This is a genomic window from Paraburkholderia elongata (assembly GCF_013177735.1).
Classification (GTDB): Bacteria; Pseudomonadota; Gammaproteobacteria; order Burkholderiales; family Burkholderiaceae; genus Paraburkholderia; species Paraburkholderia elongata.
This window is the reverse complement of the sequence record NZ_WOEZ01000043.1, coordinates 1-25,353: the sequence shown is the minus strand read 5'-3', so window position 1 is coordinate 25,353 and position 25,353 is coordinate 1. Positions and strand designations below refer to the sequence as shown.

General features: G+C 61.5%; 22 protein-coding genes. 12 read left to right on the top strand and 10 right to left on the bottom strand.

The genetic code is table 11. From position 1 onward, the window contains the following. Positions 1-39: 39 nt before the first annotated feature. Genes GNZ13_RS08595 through GNZ13_RS53780 form a run of 3 tightly spaced genes read right to left on the bottom strand, consistent with a single transcriptional unit; the run spans position 40 to position 2,131 of the window. The gene (locus tag GNZ13_RS08595) at positions 40-780 is read right to left on the bottom strand and encodes a PAS domain-containing protein (protein ID WP_172162300.1); all 741 of its coding nucleotides are present in this window, start codon (positions 778-780) and stop codon (positions 40-42) included. A gap of 15 nt (positions 781-795) precedes the next feature. Continuing rightward, the gene (locus GNZ13_RS08590; protein WP_172162298.1) at positions 796-1,443 is read right to left on the bottom strand and encodes a response regulator; all 648 of its coding nucleotides are present in this window, start codon (positions 1,441-1,443) and stop codon (positions 796-798) included. Then, entirely contained in the window at positions 1,415-2,131 is a 717-nt protein-coding gene (locus GNZ13_RS53780; protein WP_328807198.1) for a sensor histidine kinase, read from the bottom strand. Before GNZ13_RS53780 ends, GNZ13_RS08590 begins: the two co-directional genes overlap by 29 nt. A gap of 219 nt (positions 2,132-2,350) precedes the next feature. Between GNZ13_RS53780 and GNZ13_RS08580 the strand changes: the two genes are divergently transcribed. The 7 genes from GNZ13_RS08580 (at position 2,351) to GNZ13_RS08550 (ending at position 10,828) form a co-directional block, all read left to right on the top strand. After that, positions 2,351-2,995 (top strand): dimethylamine monooxygenase subunit DmmA family protein, encoded by a 645-nt coding sequence (locus GNZ13_RS08580; RefSeq protein ID WP_407945615.1) that lies wholly within the window; start codon positions 2,351-2,353, stop codon positions 2,993-2,995. Beyond that, the gene (locus GNZ13_RS08575) at positions 2,992-3,927 is read left to right on the top strand and encodes a PDR/VanB family oxidoreductase (protein WP_172162292.1); all 936 of its coding nucleotides are present in this window, start codon (positions 2,992-2,994) and stop codon (positions 3,925-3,927) included. The genes GNZ13_RS08580 and GNZ13_RS08575 overlap by 4 nt, the downstream gene beginning before the upstream one ends. Before the next feature lie 11 nt (positions 3,928-3,938). Then, positions 3,939-4,955 carry a heme-dependent oxidative N-demethylase family protein gene (locus GNZ13_RS08570; protein WP_172162290.1) on the top strand — a complete coding sequence of 339 codons (1,017 nt, stop codon included), beginning with the start codon at positions 3,939-3,941 and terminating at the stop codon, positions 4,953-4,955. 51 nt (positions 4,956-5,006) lie between these two features. Next, positions 5,007-6,137: an aminomethyltransferase family protein gene (locus GNZ13_RS08565; protein WP_172162288.1), complete on the top strand. Its 1,131-nt coding sequence runs from the start codon at positions 5,007-5,009 to the stop codon at positions 6,135-6,137. A 63-nt stretch (positions 6,138-6,200) separates the two neighbouring features. Next, the gene (purU, locus tag GNZ13_RS08560) at positions 6,201-7,058 is read left to right on the top strand and encodes a formyltetrahydrofolate deformylase (RefSeq protein WP_172162286.1); all 858 of its coding nucleotides are present in this window, start codon (positions 6,201-6,203) and stop codon (positions 7,056-7,058) included. A gap of 28 nt (positions 7,059-7,086) precedes the next feature. Then, positions 7,087-8,454 (top strand): flavin-containing monooxygenase, encoded by a 1,368-nt coding sequence (locus tag GNZ13_RS08555; RefSeq protein ID WP_172162284.1) that lies wholly within the window; start codon positions 7,087-7,089, stop codon positions 8,452-8,454. Between the two features lie 22 nt (positions 8,455-8,476). Beyond that, positions 8,477-10,828 carry a DUF1989 domain-containing protein gene (locus tag GNZ13_RS08550; protein WP_172162282.1) on the top strand — a complete coding sequence of 784 codons (2,352 nt, stop codon included), beginning with the start codon at positions 8,477-8,479 and terminating at the stop codon, positions 10,826-10,828. An 83-nt stretch (positions 10,829-10,911) separates the two neighbouring features. On the opposite strand, the gene GNZ13_RS08545 is transcribed toward GNZ13_RS08550, so the two are convergent. The 6 genes from GNZ13_RS08545 to glnT form a co-directional block, all read right to left on the bottom strand. Next, complete coding sequence (locus GNZ13_RS08545; RefSeq protein WP_172162280.1) at positions 10,912-12,729, bottom strand: bifunctional protein-serine/threonine kinase/phosphatase; 1,818 nt, start codon at positions 12,727-12,729, stop codon at positions 10,912-10,914. After that, positions 12,730-14,166, bottom strand: coding sequence for an APC family permease (locus GNZ13_RS08540; RefSeq protein ID WP_172162278.1), 1,437 nt, complete (start codon positions 14,164-14,166; stop codon positions 12,730-12,732). An 80-nt stretch (positions 14,167-14,246) separates the two neighbouring features. Further along, positions 14,247-15,608, bottom strand: a complete 1,362-nt coding sequence (locus GNZ13_RS08535) for an FMN-binding glutamate synthase family protein (RefSeq protein ID WP_172162276.1) — start codon at positions 15,606-15,608, stop codon at positions 14,247-14,249. 25 nt (positions 15,609-15,633) lie between these two features. After that, positions 15,634-16,323: a GltB/FmdC/FwdC-like GXGXG domain-containing protein gene (locus tag GNZ13_RS08530; RefSeq protein ID WP_172162274.1), complete on the bottom strand. Its 690-nt coding sequence runs from the start codon at positions 16,321-16,323 to the stop codon at positions 15,634-15,636. Beyond that, entirely contained in the window at positions 16,311-17,219 is a 909-nt protein-coding gene (locus tag GNZ13_RS08525) for a class II glutamine amidotransferase (RefSeq protein ID WP_172162272.1), read from the bottom strand. The genes GNZ13_RS08530 and GNZ13_RS08525 overlap by 13 nt, the downstream gene beginning before the upstream one ends. Before the next feature lie 11 nt (positions 17,220-17,230). Then, positions 17,231-18,619, bottom strand: coding sequence for a type III glutamate--ammonia ligase (glnT, locus tag GNZ13_RS08520; protein WP_172162270.1), 1,389 nt, complete (start codon positions 18,617-18,619; stop codon positions 17,231-17,233). 224 nt (positions 18,620-18,843) lie between these two features. Here glnT and GNZ13_RS08515 point away from each other — a divergent pair, with 224 nt between their 5' ends. Then, the gene (locus GNZ13_RS08515; protein ID WP_172162660.1) at positions 18,844-19,449 is read left to right on the top strand and encodes a helix-turn-helix domain-containing protein; all 606 of its coding nucleotides are present in this window, start codon (positions 18,844-18,846) and stop codon (positions 19,447-19,449) included. Positions 19,450-19,707: 258 nt separating this feature from the next. Here GNZ13_RS08515 and GNZ13_RS08510 read toward each other — a convergent pair whose 3' ends face one another. Further along, positions 19,708-20,673 carry a LysR family transcriptional regulator gene (locus GNZ13_RS08510; RefSeq protein WP_172162657.1) on the bottom strand — a complete coding sequence of 322 codons (966 nt, stop codon included), beginning with the start codon at positions 20,671-20,673 and terminating at the stop codon, positions 19,708-19,710. Positions 20,674-20,860: 187 nt separating this feature from the next. Between GNZ13_RS08510 and GNZ13_RS08505 the strand changes: the two genes are divergently transcribed. The 4 genes from GNZ13_RS08505 to GNZ13_RS08490 are packed head-to-tail and all read left to right on the top strand — an operon-like array spanning position 20,861 to position 24,032. Next, on the top strand, positions 20,861-22,048 hold the full coding sequence (locus GNZ13_RS08505; RefSeq protein ID WP_172162269.1) for an NAD(P)/FAD-dependent oxidoreductase: 1,188 nt from the start codon (positions 20,861-20,863) through the stop codon (positions 22,046-22,048). A 33-nt stretch (positions 22,049-22,081) separates the two neighbouring features. After that, positions 22,082-22,855 (top strand): electron transfer flavoprotein subunit beta/FixA family protein, encoded by a 774-nt coding sequence (locus GNZ13_RS08500; protein ID WP_172162655.1) that lies wholly within the window; start codon positions 22,082-22,084, stop codon positions 22,853-22,855. Further along, the gene (locus GNZ13_RS53775) at positions 22,852-23,793 is read left to right on the top strand and encodes an electron transfer flavoprotein subunit alpha/FixB family protein (RefSeq protein ID WP_172162268.1); all 942 of its coding nucleotides are present in this window, start codon (positions 22,852-22,854) and stop codon (positions 23,791-23,793) included. Before GNZ13_RS08500 ends, GNZ13_RS53775 begins: the two co-directional genes overlap by 4 nt. Next, entirely contained in the window at positions 23,790-24,032 is a 243-nt protein-coding gene (locus GNZ13_RS08490) for a HutD family protein (protein ID WP_172162267.1), read from the top strand. The genes GNZ13_RS53775 and GNZ13_RS08490 overlap by 4 nt, the downstream gene beginning before the upstream one ends. Positions 24,033-25,353: the final 1,321 nt, after the last annotated feature.

Genomic DNA, 25,353 nt, shown 5'->3' with positions numbered 1-25,353 from the left:
GCCCGTGTTGCGCGCATCTCCGCGCAACACGGGCGAAGTTCATCGCACAGCAAAGATCGCGCCTTCGATACCCAGCACCTCGCTGCTGGCCGAATAAATACCGATGCCGCGCTCCCATACGTTTCTCAGATCGCCATTCGCGCCGCGAATGCGATAACGCAGTTCGAACGGCCTGCGATCTGCCAGCGCCTCCTGCACGCCGCGCCAGACGTAATCAACGTCCTCCGGCACGATCAACTGGCTGTAGCTATGTTCGTGACTGTCGACAAACCAGGCAGCTGGATAGCCCGTCAACTCTTCGCAGCCGTCGCTGACGAATTCCATTGACCACGATGGATTGTTGCGGCCGCGATAGATCAATCCCGGCACGCCGTTCAGGAGTCCCATCGCACTACGCAGCCGGGCTTCGATTGAAGTCTCCTGACGCTTTTGCGCCGTGGTGTCGAACGCGGAGATAAAGAAGGCGTCTTCGTGCCGGCGACATGCCACCTCCAACCAGCGAAGCTGACCGTGAGGATGAACAAAGCGTATCCGCTCGCGACCGCAGACACCGGCTTCGTTACGCAGCCTCTCCAGCATCTCGCGCCAAATCAGGCGATCTTCCGGATGGACATATGCGGCCATCTCGACGCCCACGGCACCTGCGTCCATCAGTTCGACCCATGCAGCGTTCGCGTTGCGAATGCTGCCCTCGTTATCCACTTGAAGCAGCGCGACCGGATAGGCATCGAGGCTCATCGCGGCGGCGGCGAATTCGCTTACAACAGCATTGTCTTGCATTCGTTTACGCCTTCATCATTGACGCGTAAGGGCATCGCGGTGAACCCTCGCTGCCAGTTCAAGCCGGGAGCGCAAATTCAGCTTGCGTAGCAGATTCTTTACGTAGACCTTAACGGTGCCATCGCTAATTCCCAACTGCCGGGCGATCTGCTTGTTGCTCATGCCCTCCGAAATGAGCGCCAGTGTCTGCGCTTCACGCTCGGTCAGTTCGACCTGACGAGTGCCGCTTTCACCTTCGGGCACAGCTTCGTCTTTCGCAAGGAGCGTGACCAGACAATCGTCGAGCACGATCACACCCTGCACGCAGTTGCGTATGTACAAGCGCAGATCTTCGGGCTCGGTTTCCTTCAGCATATAGCCGTCGGCACCGAGGCGAAGCGCGGTCAATAACTCGTCGCGATCGAGCGAGGCGGTCAGCACGACCTTGCGGCTTTCAATCTCGAGCTGGCCCAGTTCATCAAGCACATGCAAACCACCGAGTCCCGGCATGTGAAGATCGATCAGGATCAGGCCGGGTCTTAACTGCTCCGCGAGCGCAATGCCCTGCCGGCCGCTGGAAGCTTCGCCGACTACCTGAAATTCCCCGGTCGAGTTGAAGTACTCGGCGAGGCCACGCCGGAACAGCGGGTGGTCGTCAATCAGAAGCAACGTCGTCGGACCCATCAAGAGACTCCCTTCTGGAATCGTCATTCGGGACAAGCAGGCGTACCCGCGTGCCATTCGGCTGCACATTCTCGATCGCGACTCGCGCGCCGATCGCACGCGCCCGCTCGCGCATGATCTCCAGCCCGTAGTGATTTTCCTCCACCGATGCAGGCCGCAACCCGAGCCCGTCGTCAGTCACGGTCACACACAAAACGCCTGCGGGATCGTCTATCACTTCGATCCGCGCATGTCTGGCGTGAGCGTGGCGGACCACATTCGACAACGCTTCGCGCACGATCTGCAATGCGTGCAGCGCGACGTCCGGCGCGAGTTCGATTTCCGGCAAGCGGTTATCCAGTTCGAAGACCACATTGCAGCGACGCGAAAATTCATCGACGGAATCAGCCAGCGCCTGGCGCCACGAGCGCCCTTCGAGCGTCAGGCGCGCACCGGTGATCAACTGGCGAACGTCGCGCTGCAGCCGCGTCATCATGGTCCGCAACTCGGCGAGCAGCGGTTCCGCGGTCTCAGGATTACGCACCTGCTGTTGTACACGGCTGACGAGAAACGACATGAAGCCCAGTTGTTGTGCGACCGAATCGTGAAGCTCACGGATAAGCGCACGGGTGCCCCCGTCGCAATCGACCTCATCGCCCCCATCCACCCCTTGCGTGGATGCCTCGCGCTGCATCAGGGTCCGGCTCACCGCCATCCAGGCCACCCCACGAGAAAAGCGATTTTAGAGGCAAGAAACGTGCCGTTTGCGGCACTACTCCTTTGGACATACCTCGTTATCAGGATTGAACGGCGTTTCCCTTTAAGAAACTATTTTGCTTGTGGGGAATGCAGCTTTCCGAATGTTTTATCCGTCAAACCGGCGCTTCGCAACGCACTCGAATGGAGCAGACGCCCCGTTTTAGTTCAGATGCAAATGCACACGTTTGAAGCGAAACAGGATCCACGTGCTTTACCCGCATCGACAGAACCGGCGACTAAATACATGACTTCGACGCACAACAGGACATCAGGCTCTCCTCCGAGCCTTCCGCGGTATCAGGCGCTCCGGATATGTGAGGATGCGCGTCAACACGTTGTGGTCGTTCAAGCCGACGCACTCACGAAGGTCGAAGCTTTCATCGCGACGCTGCCGGTCGAGCCTGGCGTGAGCACACTGCTCGTTCAAGGCGACACGTCAGCAGCGGCTCACCGTGCATCGTTCTTCCCGACACACGACGCGCTTGAGCGCCATCTTTTCGCGACCCTGGATCGCGCGGCAATCGGCTTGCGGCTCTATGTATGCGGCGACGAAGCGTTCATCTGGCGCATCCGTCGCCTCGCCGGTGAGGCAGGCATGCTGCCGGAAGAAATCACCTCCGAGCTGGATACCGCAGCGCGCGCCGTCTATTGCGTGCATTGCAGCGCATCGCATGTGTACGACGCGCTGCCCGAGGTCGAATGTGCCGGCTGTGGAATCAACCTGAGTGTGCGCCAACATTTCTCCCAGCGCATCGGTGCCTATCTGGGCGTCTGCGCCGATCCGGATCGTCCTTACCTTGAGCGCTACGCATGAACACGATCGAGGTTCGAATCGAAGCAACGCGGCTGCTGACACCGGTGGTACGCGAGTTCACCCTCGTCGCCGTGCACGGCCGGCTGCCGAAGTTTTCCTCGGGCAGTCATATCCAGGTGCAGCTGCCGCTGGATGAGCGCCCATTGCGCAACGCCTATTCGTTGCTTGGCGATCCGGCGAACACATCCAGCTATCGCATTGCCGTGCGCAAACAGGACGATTCGCGCGGCGGCTCGGTGTTCATGCATGAGCGAATGCGTGAAGGTTCGGCATTGAAAATCGCGCCGCCAGCCAATCTGTTTGCACTGCATTCCAGCGCTCGCGCTCACATTTTGATCGCGGGCGGCATCGGCATCACGCCGTTTGTCGCGCATGTCGCCACGCTGGAACGCGATGCTGCCGACTTCGAACTGCACTACGCCTACCGACGAGGGCTCACTGACGCGTATCGCGCCGAGTTGAGCGAACGCCTGGGCAGCCGCTTCCATGGATACGACGGCGAGTGCGCGCGCCTCGATATCGAACGGGTGCTACGTGGTCGCCCGTTGGGCGCGCATGTTTATGTGTGCGGTCCGCAAGCCCTTCTGGATTCAGTGCAAGACACGGCCCGTACCCTCGGCTGGCCGGACGGCCGCGTGCACTGGGAAGCTTTCGCTGCGCCGCAGCCCGGCACGCCGTTTGTCGTGACACTCATGCGCAGTGGCTCGAGGTTGGACGTGGCAGCTAACCAGAGCCTGCTGGAAGCGCTCGAAGCGAGCGGACTCGACATCCCGAACCTGTGTCGCGGCGGTGTCTGCGGTCAATGTTCGACCCGTCACGTTGCCGGCGAAGTCGACCACCGCGATTTGTTCCTTCGCGAATCCGAGCGCGCCACGCACCTGATGCCGTGTGTCTCGCGTGCCCATAGCACCTCCCTTTTCCTGGATCTTTGAGGAACGCCGCCATGAGCGTCATGCTGAAGCCCGCCGAAAGCTACCGTGAGGCGTTTTCGTTTCGCAACAGCGAAGCCGCCATTGCGCGCTTCCCTTTTCCGTTTCCCGAAGACGCCTACATGTATTCGGTGAATATCGAACCGGCCACGCCGCGCGATCCGGGTTCGGTCTTCGAGCACTGGTTCGATATCGACGAGCACTATCGCTCCGAAGTCGCTGAACGCGCGATCGTGCTGCAAAACGATCCACGCCGCCGCATGGTGACGCCGCACATGCAGAAAGCGTCGTGGGACGCGCTGGAAATGATCATGGAGCATCTCTCCCAGGATTATCCCGAGCTGTTTTCCCTCAAGCGCAAGGGCGATCAGTGGTTATGGAGCAATCGTGCGCTCGGCATCGAGCAGGCGTTCCGTTTCGGCGACGCGCAGACGTTGCCGTGCGAACCGCTCGAATACATCATGCGGCAGACGCAAGGCGATATCGCGCTGCTCGATCAGCGCGACGGCGACCTCTTCATGGATGCCGGCATCATCACCGGACCTGCGGACTGGTCGCTCGCATTCGATGCGGGAATGAGTTTCAAGCAATGGCATTCGCCGGTGCCGATGGCGCACGAGATGGGCATCTTCGATCGCGCGCTGAAGTATCTGCTCCATATCCAGGTAGACCGTCCGGTACGGCGTCTGAACTGGACGCTTACGGTCAACCCGCGCCTCGATACCGCACCTGAGAACTACCACCTATGGGGCGCGGAGCGCGGCCAGGTCACGCCGGAGAACGTCGCGCAATGCGTGCATTTGCGCGTCGAACTGCAATTCATGGCGCGGCTGCCACAGAGCAACGCGCTGATGTTCAGCATCCGCACCTATCTCGCCAGCATGGCCGAGCTCGTCACCCATCCGGTGTGGGCGCACCGTCTTCATCGGGTGCTGCGCGACCTGCCTGAACCGATTGCCGACTACAAGGGTATGACGCGTTACCGGAAGACCCTGGTCGACTGGTTGAGTCAGTTCGACAACGGCATCTGATGCCCTGCCGATTTCGTACGCAAACACATCCTCACCTCTGGAGTAGCTGACATGGCTAATTCATGGCGTATTTCCGCGCTCGCGGACCGTCATCGCGCATTGGGCTCGAACCTCGAAGACTGGAACGGAATGGGCACCGCATGGACATACTCCGGCGACCTCGCCGATCAGCACGAGGCGATTCGCACCAAGGCCGGCTTGATGGATGTATCCGGCCTGAAGAAGGTCCACTACGTCGGCCCGCACGCCGAAAGCCTGCTGAACTGGGCAATCACGCGCGACGTCAGCAAGCTCTACCCCGGCAAGTCGGTGTATGCGGCAATGCTGAATGAAGACGGCAAGTTTATCGACGACTGCATCGTCTACCGGACCGGGCCGAACGCATTCATGGTCGTGCACGGCTCGGGAACCGGCTATGAACGCCTCGTGCGCTCGGCGCAAGGCCGCCAGGTCGCCGTGCTGTTCGACGACGATCTGCATGATCTGTCTTTACAGGGTCCGGCCGCAGTGGACTTCCTCGCGGAACACGTGCCGGGCATTCGTGATCTGCCGTATTTCCATCACCTGCAAACGCGCCTCTTCGGCAAGCCGGTGATGATCTCGCGCACCGGCTACACCGGCGAGCGCGGTTACGAAATCTTCTGCAAGGCCGCGGATGCACCCTTCATCTGGGACACCGTCCTCGACAAAGGCGCGCCGTCCGGCATCATCCCGTGCGCGTTCACGGCGCTCGACTGGCTGCGCGTCGAAAGCTATCTGCTGTTCTTCCCCTACGACAACTCCGAGATGTACCCGTTCGCGAACGAAAAGGCGGGCGACACGCTGTGGGAACTCGGCCTCGGCTTCACCGTATCGCCGGGAAAAGCAGAGTTCTGTGGCGCGGGCGAACACTTCCGTCTGCAAGGCAAGGAGCGTTTCAAGATCTTCGGCGTGCTGGTGGACTCCACCGCAGCAGCCAACGGCGGCGACGCATTGTGGAACGACGGCAAGCAGGTCGGCGTCGTCACATGCGGCATGGTCTCGCGACTGACCGGCCGCTCGATGGCTATCGCACGCCTCGATGTGGACTATGCACGCCCCGGCGCGCCGCTCGAAGTGCGCGGCAGCATCAAGGCCCGAGCAAACGCCGCCGAATTGCCGTTCGACGATCCGGAAAAGAAAAAACGCACCGCGATCGGCTAATCCGTCGACGGCCTCCCGTTACGTCTCTCACGCCGTCCCTTACGTATTTTCAGGAGTGTCGCAGTGACCCAGAACTACATACTGACGATCAGTTGCCCGGCCACCTCCGGCATCGTCGCGGCCGTCTCGTCCTATCTCGCGCAATCGGGCTGCTATATCAGCGAGCTGGCCCAATTCGACGACGAATCCAACGGCACATTCTTCATGCGCGCGGTGTTCCGCTTCAACGAAGAGAAGACCGGCAGCATCGACAAGCTACGCACCGACTTCAGCAGCATCGCAAACGACTTCGCGATGCAATGGAAGCTCTACAGTGCCGCACAGCCGATGAAGGTGCTGCTGATGGTCAGCAAGTTCGATCATTGCCTCGCCGACCTGCTGTACCGTCATCACAAAGGCCAACTGCATATGCAGATCACCGCCGTCGTCTCCAACCATCTGGACCTGCGGCCAATGGCGGAGCGCGAAGGCATCCGTTTCATCTATCTGCCCGTCACATCGGAAACCAAGGACCAGCAGGAAGCCGAACTGCTGAAGATCGTCGCCGAAACGCAGACGGAGCTCGTGGTGCTCGCGCGCTACATGCAGATCCTCTCTAACAACCTCTGCAAGCAGCTCGCCGGCCGGGCCATCAATATCCATCACTCTTTTCTGCCGGGATTCAAAGGCGCGAAGCCGTATCACCAGGCATTCGAACGTGGCGTCAAGCTGATCGGCGCCACCGCGCACTACGTCACGTCGGATCTCGATGAAGGACCGATCATCGAACAGGAAGTGCAGCGTGTCGATCACGTGCTGCAACCCGACGGTCTCGTGGCAATCGGGCGCGATACGGAGACCGTAGCGCTCTCGCGCGCGGTGAAATTCCACACCGAACATCGGGTCTTCCTCAATCGCGACCGCACCGTGATCTTCCGATAACCCTGGCTCAACTCATTGACGGCAAACCATGAAAAAACGCGTCGCAATCATAGGTGCAGGCCCTTCCGGAATGGCGCAACTGCGCGCCTTCCAGTCCGCGAGAGAAAAAGGTGCGGAAATCCCCGATATCGTCTGCTTTGAGAAACAGAAGGACTGGGGGGGCATGTGGAATTACACCTGGCGCACCGGCACCGACGAGAACGGCGAACCCGTGCACGGCAGCATGTATCGCTACCTGTGGTCCAACGGGCCAAAGGAATGTCTGGAGTTCGCGGACTACACCTTTGATGAGCACTTCGAAAAACCGATCGCCTCGTATCCGCCGCGCGAGGTGCTGTGGGACTATATTCGCGGACGCGTCGAGAAAGCCGGCGTGCGGCCTTATATCCGCTTCAATACGGTTGTCCGTGAGGTGAGCTTCGACGCCGCAAGCAAAAAATTCACGGTCACCGCGCAGGACTTTTCCGCCGGCACGACGGTATCGGAAGATTTCGACTACGTCGTCAACGCGTGCGGCCACTTCTCGACACCGAATGCGCCGACCTTCCCCGGCTTCGAGAGCTTTGGCGGCCGCATCCTGCATGCGCACGATTTCCGCGACGCGCTGGAGTTCAAGGACAAGGATGTGCTGCTGGTGGGCAGCAGCTATTCGGCGGAAGACATCGGCTCCCAGTGCTACAAGTACGGCGCGAAGAGCATCACGAGTTGCTATCGCACGGCGCCGATGGGTTATCACTGGCCCGACAACTGGGAAGAGAAACCGTTACTGCAGCGCGTGCGCGGCAATATCGCTTACTTCGCTGACGACACGCACAAGCGCATCGACGCGATCATCCTGTGCACCGGGTATCAGCATCACTTTCCGTTCCTGCCCGACGAACTGCGCCTGAAGACCGCTAATCGCCTGTGGCCATTGAACCTCTACAAAGGCATTTTCTGGGAAAACAATCCCGGCCTGATCTACCTCGGTATGCAGGACCTCTGGTATTCGTTCAATATGTTCGACGCTCAAGCCTGGTATGCGCGCGATGTAATTCTCGGACGCATCACGCTGCCACCGAAAGCGGAAATGACCGTGCACAGCCTCGCATGGCGCGCGAAAGAAGAAAAGCTCGTCACCAATCAGGAAATGTTCGAGTTTCAGGGCAGCTACATCCAGGAGTTGCTCGACTCGACCGACTACCCGAGTTTCGACATCGAAGGGGTAAACCGCACCTTCCTCGAATGGAAGCACGACAAACATGACGACATCATGGGCTATCGCAACAAGTCCTATCGCTCGCTAATGACCGGCACGCAATCTCCGCCGCATCACACGCCGTGGCTGTCGGCACTCGATGACTCGATGGACGCGTATCTGGGCGAACCTTTTCCGGCGCTGAAAACCGCCAGCTAACCAGCGCGAGCCAGGGAAGAACATGCTGATACGTACCCCCCAAAACTCACGTCCCGCCGAGCCGGCGCTGTTTGCCCGCGCGGCCGGATGCGAACGATATCGCGTGGCGGGCGGCGGCCTCGCGGTTGTCGCACTCACGCCCGGCGATACCTTGCAGATCGTGGATATCGAAGGGCGGCAGCCCTGCGAACTGACCGCTTTCGACGCCCAAAGCAAAACCGCTCTGGCGGTGCTCGAGCTTCAGGCGTCGGCGGGCGCGTCGTTTATTGCGAGTTTATTGCGCAACGGCGGGGGCTCGGCTGTGCTGACCGGTCTGCTCAAGCGTGGCGTCAACGCAAGCGCATTGCAGCCTGCGGCGGCAATCTGGAGCGGCGACACGCCGGCAGGCTTTACGCGAAAACTCGTCGCCTCCGAAGCGCTGCTCGTCATCGTCGCCGCGCCAGGCATCGCAAGCGCGATCGATTCGCAAAACCCGCCCACCGGCTTGCGTCTCACGATCGATCGCGCGAATCCCGCGCTGCTCGCCTCGCCGCCACTTCCCGCACCATTGGCGGACACGCTGAACGACTTCACGATCCAGCCCGGCACGGCCACCGCGTACACGGTGCGCGCGGGAGAATACATTCAGGTGCTCGACGTCGCGGGACGGCAATGTTCGGACTTCATCGCCTTCGACCTCGCCGCGCTGGACAGAAACGAAGAACTCGACCTCGACCAGACCGTGACGAGAACGCTGAACGGCAATGCGTATCCCGCTCCCGGCCTGTTCTCGAAGTTCTTCAATCGAAACATGCAGCCCATGCTCGAAGTGGTGCGCGACACGGTGGGCCGTCACGATTCATTCGCGCTGGCGTGCGCAGCGCGCTATTACGAAAGCCAGGGCTACTTCGGCCATAGCAATTGCAGCGACAACATGAGCCGCGCTCTCGCCGACTTCGACGTGGCGCCGCGCCCCGGCTGGCCCGCGATCAATTTCTTCTTCAATACCGGCATCAACGCACATCAGCAGATGACGCTCGATGAACCGTGGTCGCGCCCCGGCGACTACGTGCTGATGCGCGCGCTGACCGATCTCGTCTGCGTGAGCTCGTCCTGCCCCGACGACATCGATCCCGCGAACGGCTGGAATCCGACCGATATCCAGATCCGCGTCTATCCGAACAAGGAACGTTTCTCCATTGCCATGGCTACCCGAACCACGCCCGATGCCGAACTGGTCCTGACCCGCGAGTCAGGCTTTCACGCGAAGACCTCTGCGCTCACCCGCCATTTCACTGACTACCGCGGCTGGTGGCTGCCCACGCACTACGAAGGTTTCGGCACGGTTGAAGAATACTTCGGCTGCCGGGAGCGCGTCGCCATGATGGATCTGTCGGCGCTTCGCAAGTTCGAAATCATCGGTCCCGACGCGGAAGCCCTGTTGCAATACTGCCTGACGCGCGACGTCCGGCGCCTCGCGGTCGGCCAGGTCGTGTATTCGGCGATGTGCTATCCGCACGGCGGCATGCTCGACGACGGCACGCTGCTGCGCCTCGGCCCTGACAATTTCCGCTGGATTTGCGGCGAAGACTACGCCGGAGTCTGGCTGCGCGAGCAGGCGGCGGCGCTCGGCATGAAAGTGTGGATCAAATCGGCCTCGGATCAGATTCACAATCTGTCGATTCAGGGACCGCTGAGCCGCGAGTTGCTTAAGCAGATCGTTTGGACGCCGCCTACCCAGCCGGCGCTCGAGAGCCTCGGCTGGTTCCGCTTTCTGGTCGGCAGGCTCGACAGTTATGAGGGCTGTCCGATCATGGTCTCGCGCACCGGCTATACCGGCGAACTCGGCTACGAAGTCTGGTGTCACCCGCAGGATGCCGAACGCGTGTGGGACCGCCTATGGTCCGCAGGGCAACCGCTAGGCATGGTTCCACTTGGACTGAACGCGCTCGATATGCTGCGCGTTGAAGCCGGCCTGATCTTCGCCGGGTACGAGTTCACCGACGAGACCAATCCGTTCGAAGCAGGCATCGGCTTCTCGGTGCCGCTGAAGAGTAAAGCCGACGACTTCATCGGCCGTGACGCTTTGCTTGCCCACAGTGCTCATCCGCGGCACAAGCTGGTCGGCCTGGAACTCGCCGGCAACGAACCCGCGCGTCATGGGGATTGCGTGCACGGGCAACACAACGCGCGCGCGCAGATCGGCGTGGTCACGAGCGGCGTGCGTTCGCCGATCCTCGGCAAGAACATTGCGCTGTGCCGGATCGATATCACCCAAGCCGAACCGGGAACACGCGTGCAGGTCGGCAAGATCGACGGGCATCAGAAACGCATTGACGCTCAGGTCGTGGCGCCGATCTTCTACGATCCGGACAAGAGCCGTGTCCGCGCTTGAACGGCGGCAGCACGGGCCTCAGCGTGGGCAATGGCGCGCGGCTCGCGCCTGGTGGCGCGGCGGGACCGCGCCACCAACCCCGCTCAATGCCGCATCAAGGACCACAACAGCAGCGCCAGCAACAGCACCACGACCACCTGCCAGAACAGCACCGGATCGCTCTCGAGCAAGGGCTTGCGCCGAATCGGCGCCATTGCGTCTCGACCGCTCGAAAAACGTTCGAGATCAGCGCAGACTTCGAGCACGTCCTGATACCTGCGCGCCGGATCGGGCTGCAGCGCTTTCTCCAGCACCAGGTCGAGCCATTGCGGCGCGTCGAGCCGGTACTGATAGAGCGGCACGCGGCCATTAAAGCCGTAGGGCAGCCTGCCGCCGCTGAACAGCCGGTACAGGGTCACGCCATACGCGAACACCTCGGAGCGCGCATCGCCCTGTGCGCCCTTCATCAACTCAGGCGCCATATAAGCTGGCGAGCCCGGTGCGACGTCAGGGCCCGGCAACTGCATGCCCGGCATATAACCGAAACCGAGATCGAGCAGGCGCGTGCTATCGCCCCGCATCACCAACACGTTCTCGGGTTTGATGTCGCGATGGAAGATATTGCGGCGATTCAGCACGTCGATCGAATGGCCCAACTGCCGTGCGATTTCGAGCGCACGCGGCAGCGCCATGGGCTGAGGCGCCGCCAGCAGTTTTTCGAGCGTGATGCCTGCGCCGAGCGGCATCACCACATAGAGCCGGGTTTGCCGGTCGGCATCGACCGGCATCGGCGCGAGCACGCCATCGTCGCCGATCTTGCCGGCCAGCCAGCGCTCGCGCACGATCGACTGGCGCACGTTCTCGTCCTGCTCGACACGCGGCTTGGGAAACTTGAGCGCCAGCGGCGTGTTCGGATCGGCCAGATCGTAGCCGGCGAAAATCCGCGAATAGAAGCCATCGCTCAACACGCTCTTGAGCAGATATCCATCGACCATATCGCCGGCATCGGGCACGGCCGGAATCGGCAAGGCGCCGACCACCCGCTCAAGGTAACCGACATCGAGCAAAGGCAGGCTGCCCACATCGAGCACCGCGCTCGTCACGTCGTCCTGCGAGCCGCGCGTCACCGCCAGCGCGCCGAGCCGGCGCGCAGTTTCGAGCGCACCGCTGCGCGCCGCCAGCACCGTCTGCAACTCGCGCATCGGCACGCGGCGATAGAGCCCGTCGGAGCACATCAGCAGACGATCGCCCTCGCGCAGCTCAAGGGTTTCGATGCGAGTCACCAGCGTCGGAAGCATGCCGACCGCATGCGCCACATAAGAACCGAAGGCGACCGGCACCACGTCGTCGTCGCCGAGCTGGGTCAGTTGGCCATCGCGCAGCAGATAGAGCCGCACATCGCCGGCCGCCACCAGATACGCGGTGGCGCGGCGCACGATCAGCGCCGCAAAGGACGCAGCCATCTGATTCAGTGCGGGATCGACGCGGCCGATCTGATGCAGCCAGCCATGTATTGCCTCGAGCGAGCGCGCAGCGGCCACACCGGGCTGCAAGGTGTCGGGGAGCGCGTAATAGGCATCGATAAAGGTCCGCACCGAGAGTTCGGCCGCGACCCGCCCGCCCTTGCTACCGCTCACGCCATCGGCGAGAGCGATCACGCTGCCACGCGCAGCGCGCGCCGCCAGATCGCCGAGCATCACGCCGACGTAGTCTTCGTTGATGTGATCCTGCCCGCGCCCGCGGGCAGGGCAAGAGACACAACCGATCTCGAGGGCGGCGCACTCGCCGCGCTCCGGCCGCAACTGCAGGTCGATTTCCTGGCCGCCCTTTCCGCGACGGCTAGCGGGCCTTCTCTCTGGATCGTCTGGCATCCGGCCCGTGTTCGGTGCGGGCAAGCTATCCGGGGAGAAGGGTTCACTCATTTACTTTTTGCCGTGGGTCATCACGTCGCTTGTTTCCAGATCGTGCTCGATCTTCTCGAGCACCTGCGGCGAGCGCTTCTTGAGCATCATCAACCAGACCGCGCCAACCAGCATATACGCAACGAACAGATAGGGCAGGATGTTATACGGATAATCGGGCACCGGATACACGCTGCCGATCACCGCACCGACCATCGCCAGTGCGCCGAGCACGCCCCACACCACGTTGCTCGTCTTGAGCTCGCCCTGCTTCTTCAGATAAACCGGTGCCGCGATGGCGACCAGGAAATACACGACCAGGAAGCCAAAGGTCGCAAACGTACTGGTATAGCCGAAGGTGTTGAGTGGCCCCGTGCCGAGCATCGCGATACACACCACGAAGGTCACGATGGAGGAAAACGCAACGGCCAGGTACGGTGTCTGGTGCGTGCGGTGCACCATGCCCATCGAGCGGTGCACGAACTGATAGCGGCCCATCGAATACAGCAGGCGGCTGGACGAGTTGATGCACGCAAGCACGCACGAGAACGCGCTGACCGAGGCAATCAGATAAAACACCGGACCGAGCGGCGAGGCGCCGACGCTCGTGAGCAAGGTGCTGAGCACGGCCGAATCGCCGCCGAGCTTGGCTACGTCGTCGTGGTAGGCGATCGTCATCGAATAGGCCACAAACATAAAGAACAGGCCCGACAGGATCACGCACCAGACCACCGCACGCGGAATGACACGCAGCGGGTTCCTGGTTTCCTGGCCGAGCGAGGCCGCGCTCTCGAAACCCACGTACGAGAAGATGCCGAGCACCATGCCCTGTGCCATGCCCTTACCGCTCACGCCCTGCAGCCCCAATTGCGTATGGTCGACGATATGGTCCGGATGCAGTGCGAGCACATAGATCAGCACACCGCCCACGATCACCACCGAAGCGGCTTCGATTGCCAGCGACAGGCGCGAGGAGAGCTTCACGTCACGTGCCGAGAAGAACCAGGCCAGGCCGACAAAGATCGTGTAGATCGCCCACGACGGGATATTGACACCCCAGGCCGTAAAAGCGTTCTGCACGAACACTACGCCTGCGGCGCCAACCCCCATTGCAGTGCCCACGTAAGCCGCGATCAGGCCCCAGCCGGCAATGCCACCCGCCATCGGCCCAAGCGCGCGCGAGATATAGATAAAGAACGAACCGGCCGAGGCGATCCGGCTCGAGAGCGCGATGATGCTCATGCTCACCAGCAGCAGCCCGAGTGTCGAAAGACCATAAATCAACCATGTTCCGGCGCCGGCCAGCGCCGCGATCGCGGTCACGTTGATCGACGGCGTGAAGGTCGGTGAAAGGTTCGCGATGGATTGGCCGATGACCTCGGGAAAACCTAACGTGCCGGCACGCAGACCGCCGGATGGTGCCGGCGCTGCTTGCGTGGTGCTTTGCGGAGTGCTCATGTCGGGCTCCTGATAGATTGGTGAATCAAGGTGGATTGCGCTCAACTTTTCCACAGTCAAAAAAATCGAAACAACTTAATTCATTTGTTCCAGCCGGGAATCCACGAAGTACCCGCGAGCGGAATGCGCGCCATTGCCGCCGCTTCGACCGTCAGCGCGACCAGATCCTCCGGTTCGAGGTGATGGACGTTCTGCTTGCCGCACGCACGCGCGATCGTCGTCAGTTCCATATTCAGCGTCTTCAGGTAGTTGCGCACGCGGCGCGAACCTTCATCCGGCTGGACACGTTGTTCGAGAACCGCGTCCTGCGTGGTCACGCCGATCGGGCACTTGCCCGTGTGGCAGTGATGGCAGAAACCCGGCGACGTGTTCAACGCCGCGTAATCCGCCGCTGCCGAATGCAGTGCGCCGTTCTGAAAGTACGTGTCGCTGTTGCAACCGAGCGCCATCAGCATGCCCTGCCCGATCGCCACTGCGTCCGCGCCGAGCGCCAATGCCTTCGCCACGTCAGCGCCGGTGCGGATGCCGCCCGATACGATCAGTTGTACCTGGCCTTTCATATTCAGATCTTCGAGCGCGTCCACTGCCTGACGAACCGCGGCCAGCGTCGGAATGCCGACGTTCTCGATGAAGCAGGTCTGCGTCGCCGCCGTGCCGCCCTGCATCCCGTCGATCACCACCACGTCCGCGCCTGCATGTACCGCGAGCTTGACGTCGTTGAACGTACGGGTGGCGCCGACCTTCACGTAGATCGGTTTTTCCCAATCGGTGATTTCGCGCAGTTCCTGAATCTTGATCGCCAGATCGTCGGGGCCGGTCCAGTCCGGATGACGGCTCGCCGAACGCTGATCGACGCCGGCCGGCAACGTCCGCATCGAGGCGACGCGCGGATTGACCTTCTGCCCGAGCAGCATGCCGCCGCCGCCCGGTTTCGCGCCCTGGCCGATCACGATTTCGATCGCGTCGGCGCGGCGCACGTCGTCCGGATTGAAGCCGTAGCGCGACGGCAGGCATTGATAGACCAGCGTCTTCGACGAGCGGCGTTCTTCCTGCGTCATGCCGCCGTCGCCGGTAGTGGTCGAGGTGCCCATCGCGGTCGCGGCCTGGCCGAGCGCTTCTTTCACGTTCGCGGACAGCGCCCCGAAGCTCATGCCGGCGATCGTGATCGGAATGTCGAGCACCACCGGCTTTTTGGCGAAGCGCGTGCCAAGCACTGTCTGGGTCGCGCATTTCTCGCGATAGCCTTCCAGGGGATAGCGCGACAGCGAGGCGCCGAGAAACAGCAGATCGTCGAAATGCGGCACGCGGCGTTTCGCGCCCAGACCGCGAATTTCGTAGAGGCCGCGCTGCGCGGCGGAGTGGATATAGTCGATCGTCTTGCGGTCGTAGCCTTGCGACTCTTCCTGCTGCAAGCGGGCGAAGTGAACGGGTTTGGCTTCCATGAGGACCTTTTTCGAGAGCGTGTGTTCAATATTCCTGGTTCGCGTCGGCGTTCCAGTGATAGAGCGTGCGAGCGGAGGCGATCCGTTTGAACGACGCCGGGTCATGGTCCATGCCCGCAGCGGTAAGCAGGCCACGCACTGCGTCGAGGTCCGCGCCGGTCATCGGTTCGTACTGTGCGTCGGCGCCGAGCGATTTCACTTCACCGCGCACGTACAGCACCGCTTCGTAGAGCGAGTCGCCGAGCGCATCTCCCGCGTCACCGCAGATCACCATGCGGCCCGCCTGCGCCATGAACGCAGAGAAGCTGCCCACCGAGCCGCCCACCACGATGTCACCACCCTTCAGCGAAATGCCACAACGCAGACCCGCGTCGCCATCGATCACGAGCAAGCCGCCGTGCGCAGAAGCGCCCGCACCGTTCGAGGCAAAACCCTTCACATGCACCTTGCCGCTCATCATGTTTTCCGCGACGCCGGTGCCCGCGCTGCCTTCGATCTCGATGGTGGCGTGCTTGTTCATGCCGCCCGCGTAGTAGCCGGCGTGACCGGCAATCGTCACCTGCACCGGCGCATCGACGCCAACCGCGAGGTTGTGCGCGCCGTCGGGCGTGACGACCGTCACCTTCTGCCCTTCCAGTTCGTTCGCCGGCTTGTGCAAAAACTGATTCAGCTCACGAACCGTCGTGCGCTCCAGATCGAAAATCAGGCTTTCCATACATACATCTCCTCAGGTGCAGGTTCGAAGACCCTGGCGTTCTTGATATCCGGCAGGTGTGCGAGCGAGCGGAACTCCGAAGCAATGGCGACGTAATCGTCGTTTTCCGCGACCACCGCCGGCTTGCATGCGAACGGGTCGCGAATCAGTGCGAGCTCCGTCGAGGTGCCCATCAAGAAGGTGTAGAAACCGTCGAGTTCTTCGAAGCCTTTCTGCAACGCGGCCGGCAGCGTGTCGCCTTCGCGCAGGCGCCATTCGAGAAAGCGGCAGGCGGCCTCGGTATCGTTGTCGGTATCGAAGTGAATGCCTTTCGGTTCGAGCTTGCGGCGCACGCCATGCGCGTTCGACAGCGAGCCGTTGTGAACCAGGCAGAAATCGTCGCCGGCCGTGAACGGATGGGCGCGATCGGGCGTCACGGCGGATTCGGTCGCCATGCGCGTATGGCCGACCAGATGCGAGCCCTTCAGATTCGCGAAGTCATAACGCTCGGCAACTTGCGATGGCGAGCCAATGTCCTTGTACAGATCGATCGAGCGGCCGCTCGACAGCAGATACAGCTTCGGATAACGCTCGCGCAGCCACGTCTTCACACGCTCGACATTGCCTTGCACCGTCAGCACCGCGTGATTGCCCTTCGCGTCCACGCGCGCGGTCACGTCCATCGCCGCGTTCAATGCGTCCAGCAGCGGTTGCCATGCGAAGTCCGCGCCTTCGTCGGTGAAACCCGCGTAGATGCTCAGCTTGCGCTGACTCGCATCGACCGGTTTGCCGAACACCGCGAGGCCCGCCGAATCCGGTCCGCGCTCGGTCATGCCGATCAGCATCGGCACCATCAGTTCGCCGAGCCGTTCGCGCAATGCCGGCGTCTTGACCAGCAAGCCCACAATTCCGCACATAGTGTTTCTCCTTAGAAAAATTCGAGGTAGGTCTTCAGCTCCCAGTCCGATACGTGGCGCATGTATTCGAGCCACTCCATCCGTTTGAGGTTGAGAAATTCATCGGCAACCGGGCCGAGCGCGTCGCAGATCACGCGGTCGCTTTCGAGCGCGTCGAGCGCCTGTTCGAGGTTTTGCGGCAGCACGCCGATGCCGTGTTCCGAGAGCCGCGCGGGCGACCATTCGTACAGGTTTTCGTTAGCCGGTTCGCCCGGCGACATCCCGCGGTCGATGCCGTCGAGTCCCGCGGCAATCACGACCGCGGTCGCGAGATAGGGATTGCATGCGCCGTCAGGCAGGCGCAGTTCGATACGCTCGCCAGGCATGCGCACCATCGTCGAACGGTTGTTGTCGCCGTAGCTGATGTACGCCGGTGCCCACGTTGCGCCCGTCAGCGAGCGGCCGACCACCAGCCGCTTGTACGAGTTCACGGTCGGATTGCACAGCGCGGTCAGCGCGGGCGCATGCGCGAGCAGGCCGGCCGTGAACTGGTAGCCGAGCGTGGAGAGGCCCATGCCGAGCTTGTCCGATGGATCCGCGAACAGATTGCGTTCACCGTCGCCGATCGACATATGCATGTGCATGCCGTTGCCCGGACGGTTCGCGAACGGTTTCGGCATGAATGAGCAGATCATGCCGAGTTCGTTGGCGATCTCGGAGGCCGCCATCTTGAAGAACACATAGTGATCGCAGGAGGTCAGGCAATCGGTGTACGTGTAGTTGATCTCGAACTGACCGTTCGCGTCTTCGTGATCGATCTGATAGACGTCGATGCCGACTGCACGCATCGATTCGGTGAGTTTTTCCAGAAAGACGCGCGTGCGCGACAAGCCTTTGTAGTCGTAGCACGGTTTGGCGAGCGTATCGCTTGGATCGCATGGCTCGAGCGAGCCGGAAGCCGAGCGGCGCAGCAGCGAGAATTCGGGTTCGAGGCCCGTGAAGAGCGTCCAATTACGCTCGGTCATGCGGGCAACCTGCTTCTTCAGCGTCACGCGCGAATCGTATTGCCACGCCTCACCATCCACATGACCGTCGCAGACGATCCGTGCGAGGCCCGGCTGCCAGGGCACTGGTGTGAGCGTCGCCAGATCGCCGACGGCCATGTAGTCCGGACCGTTTGGCGCGATGCCGACACCCCAGATCGCAAACCCCGCGAAACCGGCGCCGGCTTTCAGCACGCTTTTCAAATGACTGACCGGCACCGATTTCGCCTTAGCCACGCCGTGAATATCGACAAACTGCGCCAGCACGTACTTCACGCCCTGCTGCGTCAGATAAGCTTGCGCCTCCTCCGCCGAGCCGAAGCGGGGCACGCATCCGAGTTCGTTGACCGGCAGCTTGCTCGCATCGTTCAAGTTCATCGCCACTCCTTGCAACTGCATCTTTCGTGGTTTGGAAAAGCCACACGCAAGGCGTGTGACCGGGTTACGCAACACGCTTCCGAACGCCGGTTGTGGCGCGCTTCGAGCTTGTTTTCAATCGGCCGGATACTTTATTGGTGAGAAACAAAGATTCTTTTAGTGAAACTCTTTGCGCACGACTTGGCGCTGCAATCTGCTACGCTTTCCTTTTACGTGAGGCTTACATGCAAATCGGTGAAGACAATAAAACGCCGCTTGAACGCTACCTCGGCAACACCATTCGCGAATTACGCCAGCGCCACGGCCTGACCATTGCTCAGGTTTCCGCTCAGGCCGGCATCAGCCGCGGCATGCTCTCGAAGATCGAAAACGCGCAGACTTCCGCAGGTCTCGAGGTCCTCAACCGCATCGCCCAGGCGCTCGGCGTTTCGCTCTCCATGCTGTTCCGCAATTTCGACGTGCCGCAAGGTGGTGCACAACTCGTCAAAAAAGGCAGCGGCATGGAAGTGGTGCGCAAGGGCACCAAAAGCGGCCACACCTATCACCTGCTTGCCTATGACCAGGGTCCGCATAAGCTTTTCGAACCCTTCCTGATCACGATGGAGGACGAAGCCGAACGCTTTCCAGTGTTTCAGCATCCGGGCACCGAGTTCATTCACATGCTCAAGGGCGTGATCGAATACCGCCACGGCCAGCACACCTACATCCTGCATCCTGGCGACACCCTCACCTTCCAGGGCGAGATACCGCACGGTCCAGAACGCCTGATCAAGACGCCCATTCAATTCCTGTCGATCTTTGTGTATCCGCAATCGAGTACAGCGGACTGATCGCTCGCTGCGGCCGTCTCAGTCGACGCCTCTATCAATGCAACGTTTGTGCCATGTTTATCTGAGTGAATCAAAGATTCCCACCAATAAACGCGCTGGGCTTCATGCGCCGTTCCTGATATCGACGCTGAAAGGCTCATCAGCCTGACTACGGTGCACATCGTCGTTGTGACTGGTGCGACTTTGCACAAAAACGAGGTGCGCGGTTAAGCACTGTCAGAAGCAACGCTTATACAAACGGGCGCTATATCGCCTGAATCAGCGCAATGCATCATCCGGCAGATCGGGCAGCGCCCGCGCGAGCGACGGTTGAATCGCGTTGTCCAGCACGCCGCGTGTCAGCATGACGATGTCGCCGGCAAATTGATCCCATTCGCCCTGGCGATGCAGCAGAAAGAAATCGCGCCGCCCGAGACGGCTCGGCGGCAACGGCATCACCGCGATATCGTCCAGATAGTGCCGCGCCTGCCACAGACACAAAGGCGTCGAGATCGCAAACCCCACCCGCGCGGCCACCAGACTCAGCAAAGGGTCGGTCGCGTCGAACTCGTAACGCCGCGGACTGTTGATGCCGAGGTGGCGCACGAAGCGCTCGATCTGCTGGCCGATCACCGAGCGGGCCGTATAGCGGATCAGCGGCAGTTCGAGCGCGAGCGTGCGCCAGTCGAGATTGCGGCGCCCGCTCAAGTGGCTGCGCGCAACCACCACCACGAACGCCTCGGAAAACAGCGGCACTTCGACGATCCGTGCGTCGTTCAGCGTGGTTTGCGTGCAGATCGCGATATCCAGTTCGCGGTCGTGCAACTGCTTGCTCAGGCCCGGCGTGAGGCCGGACCACATCGAAATCTGCCGCTCCGAATTCGACACCGCGCGAATCAACTCAGGTCCAACGGTGGCCGCGAACGAATCGACACAGCCGAGACGCACCGGCATCTTGCCGGTATGCGAGGCATCGCCGATACGCGCACTCACCATCTGCGCGTGTTCGATCAACGGCCCCGCCAACTCCAGCAATGCGCGCCCCGCTACATTCGGGCGCGGCGGACGGCTCTCGCGATCGAACAGCGTCAGGCCCTGATCTCGCTCCAGCGCGGCGATCGACTGGCTGATGGCGCTCTGGCTCACGCCGAGCTGCTTCGCCGCGCCCGTCATCGAGCCGCTGTCGCAGACAGCCACAAAAGCCTGCAACGCGCGCAGATCGATCGGGGTCGGGGTTCGTCTCATGAAATGCTCCGCTTGCGTGGGTGACATGCAGGTCATCCTGTGCGGTACGCGCAGCTTGGTGCCGAGGTTCGCAGGATTGGTGCACAGGATGAGAAATTGCATTGGCTCGCCATAAGTTTGCCTAATACAAAATTGGTGCGGCCAACGTTTTCCTAGAATTCGCCTCATTGCCCACACAGAGGTCCATATGAGCCACTACGATTTCATCGTGATCGGCGCTGGTGTCATCGGCGCGTCGGTCGCCCATCATCTCGCCGCACTGGGCGCGCAAAGCGTGCTGGTTATCGAACAGGGCACGATCGGCGCGGGCACCACGTCGCAGTCATCCGGCCTGTTGCGCACGCACTATTCGGTGCGCCAGAACGTGGAACTCGCGCGCTCTTCGTGGTGGGCATTCAATAATTTCGCTGACTATCTCGGCGACGACGAAGCGTCCTGTGGTCTCGTCAAATGCGGCTATCTGATCTGCGCGCCCGACGGCGACAAGCTGGAGCCGCTGCGCGCCTCGCTCGCCGCGCAGCAGGATATGGACATCGAAGTGCAACTGCTCGACAAGGCGCAGGCGCACGAGCGCCTGCCGATCGCGAGCTTCGACGACGCCGCGCTGATCGGCTATGAACCGGAGGCAGGTTTTGCGGATGCCTATCTGGTGGCGACCGGCTTTGCCCGTTCGGCGCGCCGGCGCGGCGTCAAGATCATGGAAGGCGTGACGGTCACGGGCGTCGTCCGCGAAGGACGCCGGGTCACCGGTGTCGCAACCAGCGCGGGCAACTTCAGCTGCGGCACACTGATCAGCACACAGAACATCTGGACGCCGGAACTCGCCGGCTGGATCGGCGTGCCGCTGCCGGTCAAGCCGGAGCGTCACACGGTGCTCGCGCTCGAATGCGATGGCGCTGCGTACTCGTTCAAGATGCCCGCGTTCAAGGACCTCGGCTCGGCCGGCATGCTCTATTACCGCAGTTACGGCGGCAGCCAGATGCTGGTGTCGGAAGGCGTGGTGGGCGAAACGCTGAGTTCGCCGGAAACGGAACAGGGCGATATCTCGCTCGACTACGTCGCCGAAGTCGGCGCCCAGGTGGCCGAACGGTTCCCTGCCTATGAGGCCGCGGGTCTGGCTTCGTCATGGACCGGTGTGTACGACGTGACGCCCGACTGGAACCCGGTATTGGGCAAGGTCGGCGATATCGAGGGTCTCGTAGTCGGTTTCGGTTTTTCGGGGCACGGCTTCAAGCTGTCGCCCGGCATCGGCAAGATCCTCGCCCAGCATGCACTCGGCCTGCCTACCGATGTTTCCCTCGCGCCCTACGCGCTTGACCGGTTCGCCAGTGGCGCGCTACTGGTGGGCAAGTACGGCTCGGGCGCGGTCTCCTGACTACAGGACGTAAAGGATGCTTCCGTCATGACAATCAACATTCTGGTTCCAGTCAAGCGCGTCGTCGATGCCAACGTACGCGTGAGGGTTGCGGCGAACGGTTCGATCGACACCACCGGCCTCAAGATGTCGCTCAACCCGTTCGACGAATGTGCCGTCGAAAAAGCCTTGCAACTCAGGGAAATCGGCTCCGCAGCGAAGGTGACGGCAATCACATGCGGCACGCCAGCCAGCCAGGACGTGCTGCGCGCAGCGCTCGCGATGGGCGCCGACGATGCCGTGCTGATTGACACATCGGCGGCAACCGCCACGCTGGATTCGCTGGCCGTGGCGCGTCTGCTGAACGCTCACATGGCGAGTCGCGAGTACGGCCTCGTGCTATGCGGCAAGCAGGCCATCGACGGTGATATCGGCGGAGTGGCCGCCATGCTCGCCGCCCTGCTCGACTGGCCGCAGGCGTTGAACGCGAGCGAACTCACAGCCGACGGCAACGGCTGGGCCGTAACGTGCGGCGACGACACGGGTACGGCGACGTGGCGGCTCGAAGGCGCGGCTGTCGTCAGTGCAGACCTTCGTCTCGCCGACCCGCGCCGCGTGACCTTGCCGAGCATCGTCAAGGCCAGGCAGAGGCCGCTCGTGAGTGTCGACGCCGCCACACTGGCCGTCGAACTCGTGCCGCGGGCGCAAATCGTCAAACTCAGCGATCCGCCGGTTCGCCAGGCGCGGATCAAGGTCGCCGATACCGCCGCGCTTATCGCATCGCTGGCCGAGCGGCACGTGTTCGATCAAACAGGAGTGTCGGCATGAGAAGCCTTGTCGTAGTGGAAACGGAAGGCGGACGGCTTGCCGATGCGACGCTTCGGGTCATCAGCGCTGTCATGCAGTACGGGCGGCCGGTTGACGTGTTATTGCCTGATGCCGCGCTTGCAGCCTCTGTCGAGAAGATCGCCGGCATTGAACGAGTGCTCGTGATGACCGGTGAAGCGAATGAGCATGTCGTGCCTGAAACACTCGCCGCGCAATTGCACGCGATCCATGGAGCGTATTCGCTGATCGCGGCGAGTCATCGCACGCTCGGCCGCAGTGCATTGCCGCGCGCCGCCGCGCTGGCCGGCGGTGCATTCATTCCGGACGTGGTCGCGGTCGAGGGCGATAGCGGCTTCGTGCGCAGTCTCTATGCGGGGAGCGTCGTGGCTAATGTGCGCACAAGCAGTGCCGTGACGTTCGCGAGTTTCCGGGCGTCGTCGTTTGCGCCTGCTGCGGACAGCGGCGGCACCGCCACGCGTGTCACGCTCGAACCGGTGGCCAGATTCACCAGGACGAAGCTCGTCGAGCGACAGGCATCCGCCCAGACCGGACGCGATCTGCCCGACGCGCGAATCGTCGTTTCGGGCGGACGCGGACTCGCGTCGAAGGACAACATGGACCGGCTTGGCGACCTCGCGCAAAAAATGGGCGCGGCGCTCGGCGCGTCGCGCGCCGCCGTGGACGCCGGCTATGCGCCGAATACCGCGCAGGTCGGGCAAACCGGCAAGATGGTCGCGCCCGACGTCTATCTCGCGTTCGGCATCTCCGGCGCGATCCAGCATCTGGCCGGGATGAAGGACTCGAAGATCATCGTCGCGATCAACAAGGATCCGGACGCACCGATCTTTTCGGTCGCGGACATTGGCCTTGTGGGCGACCTGTTCGAGGTGGTCGGCGCACTCGAAACGCAGGTCAGCGCAGGGAGCGCGAGCCAATGACACCTGAACTGTCCCACGCGACGCTGAGCGGGGCCGCAAAGTTTTCGCAGTTCCCCGGCTTCGATCGCACACTCGTCCTGCTCGACGACGGCGCAGTCGATCTGCATTCGCAGGATGGCCAGCTCGTCGCCCGCGCGGGTCAACCGGTACAGTTCTCCGGCGACCTGCACGTGTGGGTGACGCCCGAGGGCGCCAGCATCCACCACCAGATGGGCCTCGCAATCGAAACTCGCCGCTGAGCCGTCCATCACGAGGCTTCCGGTGCGGCGCACATCCCAGGAAGGCACCGGGCAAGAACTGCGGGCATGATCCAACCCGCTCCGCCGAACCTCTCGAGTGCACCGTATTTTCCTTAATAATGCGTTAGGCTTTTGCCGCCAGAGCGTTACGGCCGCGAAACGCTCAACATATGCTTTATCCAGCAATTCATTGACAAAAAATCACATTAAAAATCAATGCTCTATGCTGACAATCAAACAATCTCAGTTTTTGCTTTATTTCCGCAAATAATTGCAGGCTTTTGGTTTATTCAGCATCTGCCGCACAGAACCTCGCACCCGATCTGACGTTCAACTTTTGGTTTATTTTTTTTCAGCTTTTGCTTTATTTGTCAAACACCTGAAAAATAAAGCATTTCCTGAAAAAATTTGCGTTAAAGCATAAGCGGATTTTTCTTTGCAACTTATGCTTTATTTGTCAAGTCTCTTGCTGCGATCCGAAGCATTCTCGCCGCGCGTTCAGCGTCGACGTTTCGAAACTCGGCGCTATGCGTTCGCGGTGGTTCCCGCTGGCTTGTATCAGCGTCAGGGAACAGAGCTGCTGCCCCAGTCTGGACCAGGACGATCCGCGAAATCATGTCGGTCATGGACTTAACCCGCCGTTGTCGATGGCTTGCTGTCCAGTTTGGGGCAAGCAGCGAAGCTATCCAATATGCACTACTAAAAAACTGGGATTAGTCCGCTCAAGTCGAGCTTTGCGCATTGACGAGCGCGACGGGCGCGTGATTGACCCGCTGCGCCCACCTACTTGTCCGGGCGCGTCCCACCTGCCTGGCGCACGATGGACGCCGAGGGACACGCGTGGCCTTCGGTCGCGCATCCGCTTCAGTCCAGGTCTCACACGGAAAGGCACGGTGCCCTTTTCTCGATCGTATGATCCGCATCATGCGTCCCCTCGTATCGGCTTGCCACATCCGCCGTACACGTGACGGACCTGCGCTCACGACAACGTCGAAGGTTGTTGTAGGGAAATGAAATTATAATGGCGCGGCCCATTCACTTTCGGATCGGCCGCATGATGTGTCCCTCTCATGCCGCGCAAGAGCATTGGGCGTCCTGACTTTCTGGCATCAGACCCCCTGCTCCGCTCAAGCCGATCCATCGTATTCAGCCATGCATACTCAGTTCCGCTTTTCCTCCGCGGCTTTCGTGCTTGCGCTAGGAGACCGTCGGAGTTGAGGTGAAGCGTAATTCAAAACACTTCAAGGTCCGACTGAGTTCGCGCCGGTTTGCGGACTCACTTCGTCGTCGACACGCAATGAAAGCAATTTGAAGGCTGATT

Excerpts from the sequence above, each read along its gene's own strand:
- GNZ13_RS08595 (WP_172162300.1), bottom strand. The coding sequence starts at position 780 with ATGCAAGACAATGCTGTTGTAAGCGAATTCGCCGCCGCCGCGATGAGC.
- GNZ13_RS08540 (WP_172162278.1), bottom strand. The coding sequence starts at position 14,166 with ATGAGCACTCCGCAAAGCACCACGCAAGCAGCGCCGGCACCATCCGGC.
- GNZ13_RS08535 (WP_172162276.1), bottom strand. The coding sequence starts at position 15,608 with ATGGAAGCCAAACCCGTTCACTTCGCCCGCTTGCAGCAGGAAGAGTCG.
- GNZ13_RS08490 (WP_172162267.1), top strand. The coding sequence starts at position 23,790 with ATGACACCTGAACTGTCCCACGCGACGCTGAGCGGGGCCGCAAAGTTT.
- GNZ13_RS08525 (WP_172162272.1), bottom strand. The coding sequence starts at position 17,219 with ATGTGCGGAATTGTGGGCTTGCTGGTCAAGACGCCGGCATTGCGCGAA.
- GNZ13_RS08515 (WP_172162660.1), top strand. The coding sequence starts at position 18,844 with ATGCAAATCGGTGAAGACAATAAAACGCCGCTTGAACGCTACCTCGGC.
- GNZ13_RS08565 (WP_172162288.1), top strand. The coding sequence starts at position 5,007 with ATGGCTAATTCATGGCGTATTTCCGCGCTCGCGGACCGTCATCGCGCA.
- GNZ13_RS08550 (WP_172162282.1), top strand. The coding sequence starts at position 8,477 with ATGCTGATACGTACCCCCCAAAACTCACGTCCCGCCGAGCCGGCGCTG.
- GNZ13_RS08545 (WP_172162280.1), bottom strand. The coding sequence starts at position 12,729 with ATGAGTGAACCCTTCTCCCCGGATAGCTTGCCCGCACCGAACACGGGC.
- GNZ13_RS08530 (WP_172162274.1), bottom strand. The coding sequence starts at position 16,323 with ATGGAAAGCCTGATTTTCGATCTGGAGCGCACGACGGTTCGTGAGCTG.
- GNZ13_RS08555 (WP_172162284.1), top strand. The coding sequence starts at position 7,087 with ATGAAAAAACGCGTCGCAATCATAGGTGCAGGCCCTTCCGGAATGGCG.
- GNZ13_RS08570 (WP_172162290.1), top strand. The coding sequence starts at position 3,939 with ATGAGCGTCATGCTGAAGCCCGCCGAAAGCTACCGTGAGGCGTTTTCG.
- GNZ13_RS08510 (WP_172162657.1), bottom strand. The coding sequence starts at position 20,673 with ATGAGACGAACCCCGACCCCGATCGATCTGCGCGCGTTGCAGGCTTTT.
- GNZ13_RS08505 (WP_172162269.1), top strand. The coding sequence starts at position 20,861 with ATGAGCCACTACGATTTCATCGTGATCGGCGCTGGTGTCATCGGCGCG.
- GNZ13_RS08575 (WP_172162292.1), top strand. The coding sequence starts at position 2,992 with ATGAACACGATCGAGGTTCGAATCGAAGCAACGCGGCTGCTGACACCG.
- GNZ13_RS08590 (WP_172162298.1), bottom strand. The coding sequence starts at position 1,443 with ATGGGTCCGACGACGTTGCTTCTGATTGACGACCACCCGCTGTTCCGG.
- GNZ13_RS08580 (WP_407945615.1), top strand. The coding sequence starts at position 2,351 with ATGCAAATGCACACGTTTGAAGCGAAACAGGATCCACGTGCTTTACCC.
- glnT (WP_172162270.1), bottom strand. The coding sequence starts at position 18,619 with ATGAACTTGAACGATGCGAGCAAGCTGCCGGTCAACGAACTCGGATGC.
- GNZ13_RS53775 (WP_172162268.1), top strand. The coding sequence starts at position 22,852 with ATGAGAAGCCTTGTCGTAGTGGAAACGGAAGGCGGACGGCTTGCCGAT.